The organism is Acinetobacter sp. V2 (assembly GCF_001188385.1).
In the GTDB taxonomy this organism is placed as follows: Bacteria; Pseudomonadota; Gammaproteobacteria; order Pseudomonadales; family Moraxellaceae; genus Acinetobacter; species Acinetobacter oleivorans.
The window spans coordinates 715,383-721,660 of record NZ_JZFB01000001.1 but is presented as its reverse complement, the minus strand read 5'-3'; the positions used below and the strand labels follow the sequence as shown (position 1 = coordinate 721,660).

Genomic DNA, 6,278 nt, shown 5'->3' with positions numbered 1-6,278 from the left:
CCCCTGCCTGAGTGTGTAAGGCAATCGGCACCATCGTGGCCTTAAAAATGATGAAGATTTTTAAACTATTTTCGATGCCGAGCCAAATCATGAGCAAAGGCAACCAAGCCAATGTTGGGATAATGACCAACGCATAAAACGTTGCAGATAGGTATTGTTCCGCAATGCGGCTATAGCCAAGTAAAACACCTAGAAATACGCCGCCTAACACACCTGATAATAGGCCAAGACCAAAGCGCTCAAGACTGATCGCAAGCTGTGACCATAGATCTTGAGATGCGATTTCAACGAAAGAATGCCATGTGTCTTTTGGGGTAGGTAAAATTTGAGCAGGCATCCATTGCTCGTTTGACGCTACCCACCACAGTAAGAATAAACAAAGAGGTACAATCCAATAGATCGCAAGCGAGTTAAAATACCCAACAGAAATGAACCATGGTTTCTTGGTACTTTTCCAGACAATGCCGGATGAATTTTTTTGCGAAATTATTTCTTTCATATCTCGATATATATCCATACATTCTGCTGTTATAGATTTCTCAGAATGTTTAACTAAACCCATACCTGATGATCATTTATCCGTGTCATGCAGATCTAATATGAGACGTGTTGTGATCATCTTTGGTGTTATGCTCTGGATGAGTGTAAAGAGAGATGTTTTGTTTAACTGTCTACACAGGTACAAAGATCAGAAAATATTTATATTTATAAATAAGAGATAAAGATAAGAATTCTTGTATAGACCTTTCATAAAAGATCAAACGCATAAAAGGAACAAAAATTAAAAAAGCCCAACTAGCTTACTAATCAGGCTTATTTAAAGAACATTTAAACTTTAAAGCGCAATATCAAACTCTGGGCTAGCTACTGTAGGCTGTAATCGAGCACGTTGCTTTTTAAAGTGCGGAAGAACGTGTTCACCAAGACGGTAGGACTCTTCAAGATGTGGATAGCCTGCAAGAAAGAATAACTCTATGCCAATGCTATTGTATTCTTCAATACGTTCAATAACCTGTTGGTAGCTCCCTACCAAAGCAACACCGGGTGGCACACCAATATATCCAAATCCAGACCAAACATTTGGATGGATAAAAAAGTCACTGACATTTTTACTGCCCTCTTTTTCGGCGTACTCTTTTTCGAAGCTTAATACGCGTGCTGAGCGTAAACCCGCATGGGCTGCCGCCGCGTGTAAACGTTGCTTTTCAGCAGCTTCATCGAGAAAGCGCTGTGCCTCTGCCAACGCTTCTTGTTCAGTACGGCGAGCAATGGTATCGATTGATAGACCAAATTTTATATTTTCACGACCATACTTTTTTGCACGAGCACGTACATCGGCAATCAATGCTGCAATTTCTTCTGGTTTTTCAGCTCGCATTAAATAATAGTCGGCATGTTTTGCTCCAAACTCACGAGCAGCTTCCGAAGAACCTGCTGTGCAAATAATTGGAAGACTTGCTTTATTCAGTGGATATTTTAGACCACCGCCTTCTGCCGAATAGTACTTCCCTTTATAGTGAAATGAAGGATTATTCCAATATCCTTTTACAACATCTAGAAATTCTGTAGCACGTGCATAACGTTCATCGTGAGGTAAGTCATCGCCTACCTGACGTTGGATGACTTCCGAGCCGCCATTAATAATATTCCAAACCAGTCGATTACCCGTTGCACGCTGATACGTTGCCGCAGTTTGTACTGCATTATATGGACTAAAATGATAAGCCTGAAATGCAGTCACAAAGTTAAGTTTTTTGGTTTCTCTGGCCAGCAATGAGCATACTGTCCAAGGCTCTTCACCTGTTGGTGCGTTTACCATGAGTGCACCAGCAAAACCATTAATTTCTGCTGCCCGTGCTACCTGACTTAAGTAATCAATATAGGTAAAGTCATCACCGACTTCATAGTTCGAAACCGCTCCGGTATTTTCGACATTTTCAATATTGGCCCAATCACCGCGATTACGTGGATCACCGGGTAAAAATTCTGTTTCGCCATGAAGCGGTAACCGTGTAAAAAATTCAATTCCCATTATTTTCTCCGTAAAGCAAAGCTTAGAATTTTGCAGTGAGAGAAACACCAACTTGACGTGGGTTTCCATAGGTTAAGACATACTGTCCAGCAGGACCATTTGGTCGCCCATGAACTTGATATTCTTCGTCTAGCAAGTTTTTAACGTAAGCATTAACTTGGTATTTATTATTTGCGCTGATATACCCAACGTTCGCGTTCCATAAGGTGTACCCTTTTTGACTCAAGATTGGGTCAACAGAATAATCTTGACGATTTACTAGGAAAAATTCACGGTCACGATATTTTGCATCTGTGCCCACAATAACGCGTGCTCCACTATCAAGATTAAAGGTATATTCACCCCCTAAACCGATGGTGTACTTTGGAGAACGAACCAAGCTGTTACCTGTATTGTCAGCATTTACGACATTGGTTACTGGGTTTTTATCAACAAAGTCGGTGTATTCACTGTCTAAATAAGCGCCTGCAAAACGTAGGCGTAAGTTATCGGTAGCTAAATAATCTAGTTCTAATTCGGCACCTTTTACTTCTGCCTTTGGTCCATTTGCCAGAACTGAGGTTACTCCTCCACCTTGTCCTTCTGTCGCAACCAATAAATTTGTTTGAATATCTTTGTAGTCATAATAGAAAATATTGGCATTGGCGGTTAAATTGCCTTGTAACAAGCTAGACTTCAAACCTAGCTCATAGCTATTTAAATATTCAGGGTTAACATCTGCAAGTTGCGTCAGGCTACTTGAAAGTCCGGTGTTAAAGCCGCCTGAACGGAAACCTCGAGCAAAACGGAAGTATGTGTTGATATCAGGAGTGATTTCATATTCTGGCGTAATATCGTAGGTCAGCTCATTCCATCTCTTTTTACGACTTGTTGAACCATTTGCATTCGGCGCTGGGTTATAAACCGCATTGCTATACCCATCCTTTTGCCACCAACTGCCTTTGGTGTAATCGCCTGAGGTAATTTGAACAAGATCTAGATCAATGTCTTTTTCTTCACTTGTCCAACGTAGACCACCTGTCACTTTAAATTTATCGGTAAATTTATAGGTACTATTACCAAACAAGGCAAAACTTTGTGTGGTCTGATTGTAGGTAATATCTCTAAAAGCTGGAGTGCCCGCCGTTTGTGCTGGAGCGCCATTCGGTAATGTTTTATTGACTCGCGCACTTACACCTGTTGAGTCTAAGTCTTCATTAAAGAAGTGGAAACCTGCGATCCAACTGAGTCTTTTTTCAGCATCAGAAGAAACACGAAACTCTTGGCTATATTGGCGCCATTCATTATCGCTATAACTTCTTGCTACATCGTAAGGCGTATAGTCACCATCAGAAATAGATTTTTGAGTGGTTTTATCAAATGCTGTAATGGATGTAAAAGTATGACCGCCGCCTAAATCTCCTGTTAAGGTGAGTGAAGCGCCATCATGTTGAATTTTATTACTTTCAGGCAAATCTAAATTTGTATCTCGGCCTTGTGGTCTTTCATAAATACCCCAGTATTTTCCAATACTTAAAGAGCCATTATTGCCAAGACCATTATAAGTTTGACTATGTAGATTGACTAAAGCATTCCAATCATCATTAATTTTTCCTAATATCTGGAAGCGGAATGATTTTTTATCTACATCCCCGTAGTTCTCACCATTGGCTAAGTTTTTTGCATAGCCATCGCGGTCTTCTGAATAGAATGCTCCTCGTACGGCAACATTATCTGATATAGCCCCGTTAACGGCGCCTTCAAAAGTACGAAGATTATGGTCGCCTATTCCTATTGTTCCATAACCGGTCGGTTTGTATGAAAAAACAGGTTTTCGTGAAATGTAATTCACCGCACCAGCCGTGGTGTTTTTACCGTAAAGCGTGCCTTGCGGACCACGTAGAACTTCAATACGTTCTAAATCGAATAAATCTCCAGCACCAGCAACAGGCGCATTTAAATAAACCCCATCTGCATAAATACCGACTGGGAAAACTGTAGAGGCTGCAACATCGCCAGTTCCTAAACCACGAATATACCAACGTGGACGGCTATCGCCATCTGGGTTCTCAGCTGCTGCATTGGGCGTATAAGTTAAAACATCGCCAATAAATGTTGAGCCTTTCGCAGCCAAATCTTTGCCCGAAACTGCTGTAATTGCAGTCGGAACTTTTTGAATGTTTTGTGCACGATATTGTGCAGTAACGATGACATCGCCTAATTTTTTTACATCTTTAGCATTTACCACCTGAGCTTGTTGCTCAGCAGGAATTGCATCAGCATCATCGTTCGCTAAAGCTAATGTCGAAACACTCGCCGTTACTCCCCACATAGCAGTTAAAATACTCTGCCTAATTTTTGTAACCTTAAACATGGTGACTCCATTTAAATAAATCTATTCTTATATTGGCAACTTCTATGCCATTTAATTTATTTAAATAATTTCAAGTGCTTAATAAAAATTTAAAAATAAAAATGATTCAATGCTGCTGTTAGATAGACAGTCTGAAAGGTATTATTGTTGTTATTTCAACATTCACGATTTAACGTGTTTTATATCCCGTATTAATAATAAAGCCATACAGATGTATGGCTTTTTAAGATTCTTGGAAATGATTGATTGGTTTTAAAATTTATAACTAAATTGGCCTTGTACAGTCAGAGGACGCATGGGTTGTAAAAACTCGCTATTTGACCCTGCCAGACCATTCACAAAATTTCGTTCATTGGTTAGGTTAAGAATGTTAAGGCCCACCGTCCACTGTGGCTGGCGATAATAAAGACCTAAGTCCAGATTATAGTTATTCGGTACTTTCACGGTTTGACTTAAGTTTGTGTACCAGTAGCTTGTCCACCATCCTGAAAGGTTGACCCCAAAACCAGACTGATGTTGGTAATCTACATAAGCACTTGCAGAGTATTTGGGAATTCCTGCTGCATCATAACGTCCAGCTTTACGTTGGTTTAAAGCGTTATTGTCTCCCCAAACCGTAGCATTGTCCGCATGAAAGCCAAATGGTGAAAAACCAGCAGGTATAATAGAGCTGTATTCAGCATCTAAATAAGTGAAATTGCCTCCAATCGCTATATTTTTTTGAAGTTGCCATCTTAATGATGACTCAATACCTTTTATTTCAAAGCGAGCCATATTACCGTTCGTATCAGGTGATAAATCTCGTTTTTGTTCGAATCCGCTCAGAGTTAAAAATAATTGATCAGTGATAGGTTCATATTTAAATCCTACTTCTTTTAGCTCACTTTGACTGTCAAAAGCTAAAGGATTGAGTTGATTTCCTGCACCCCAAATCAAGAAAGGCCCAAATACTCCTGTATTTAATGCGGTGCTTTTATCATAGGTAAAATAAAGTGTGCTTTTCGCAGTAGGCTTAATAAACGTACTAAGTTGATAGCTCAATAGACTATATTTATCACTAGATGAACGGACATCTGTTGGGGTTAAAACAAGTGGGTTTTCAAGTTTTGCTCTTACAGAACTATGATTAATGCCTAAATTAATACCGAATACATCGTTAAAGGTAAAGTTTTGTTGAGTGAACACACTCAACGTATCCCAGAAACCAGAGCCCGTATAGACAGCGCCTCCTCCATTCGGTGGAAAGCCACCTTTTTCAGCATATAAACCATTTCCAATTGGGTACATGCGCGGCAAATTTAAATAGCCAAAATATTGAGAATATTGAGGCACTCCGGCTTGTCCAATCCAACCTCCTGTTGAACCGCTATTGTTAATTAACCCCAGTAAATCACCAGGGTTCTTCTGAGATGGATCATTGGTTAGATCATAAGGATTAATATTAAAACTATTATTTGCAGCTAAAGAGGTAAACTTCTCATGACGATATGTTCCCCCTGTACTGCTTTTATTATTAATTTTTACGCCAGCTATTTCAAAATCATAGTCGCCTAAAAATTCTAGTCGGTTATCAATTAACTCATGATCTAAATCTGTAAAAAAGCTTCCAACAGAGTCGCCTAAATCTTTGTTATTTTGATAGAGCGTACTGTTTGCAATAGACCAATGGTCATTTAAATCTTTAATGACTTTTAATTGAGTGCTAAATCGCTTGGCACTATTTTTATCTTCACTACGTCCTGAAACATTATCATCTAGCTTGACCAATTCATTACCAGGGATTGATGGATCATAGACCCAACCTTTAATAGTTCCCGCTTGATCAGCAGTTGAGTTCGGTAACGGTGTGGTCTGAACTCCACCAACAGCAACATATTGGTTCTTATCGTTCTT

The 6,278-nt window shown here is 39.6% G+C and carries 3 protein-coding genes and 1 pseudogene; all 4 read right to left on the bottom strand.

The features are described 5' to 3' along the window. The coding region (locus UC75_RS19990) for an ABC transporter permease (protein ID WP_416202199.1) at positions 1-517 on the bottom strand (517 nt) is incomplete at its 3' end. Positions 518-835: 318 nt separating this feature from the next. After that, positions 836-2,032, bottom strand: a complete 1,197-nt coding sequence (locus UC75_RS03295; protein ID WP_049836670.1) for an LLM class flavin-dependent oxidoreductase — start codon at positions 2,030-2,032, stop codon at positions 836-838. A 22-nt stretch (positions 2,033-2,054) separates the two neighbouring features. Continuing rightward, entirely contained in the window at positions 2,055-4,385 is a 2,331-nt protein-coding gene (locus UC75_RS03290) for a TonB-dependent receptor (RefSeq protein ID WP_049836669.1), read from the bottom strand. 252 nt (positions 4,386-4,637) lie between these two features. Further along, positions 4,638-6,278: pseudogene (locus UC75_RS19985) on the bottom strand (TonB-dependent receptor); the annotation flags it as partial.

Excerpts from the sequence above, each read along its gene's own strand:
- UC75_RS03295 (WP_049836670.1), bottom strand. The coding sequence starts at position 2,032 with ATGGGAATTGAATTTTTTACACGGTTACCGCTTCATGGCGAAACAGAA.
- UC75_RS03290 (WP_049836669.1), bottom strand. The coding sequence starts at position 4,385 with ATGTTTAAGGTTACAAAAATTAGGCAGAGTATTTTAACTGCTATGTGG.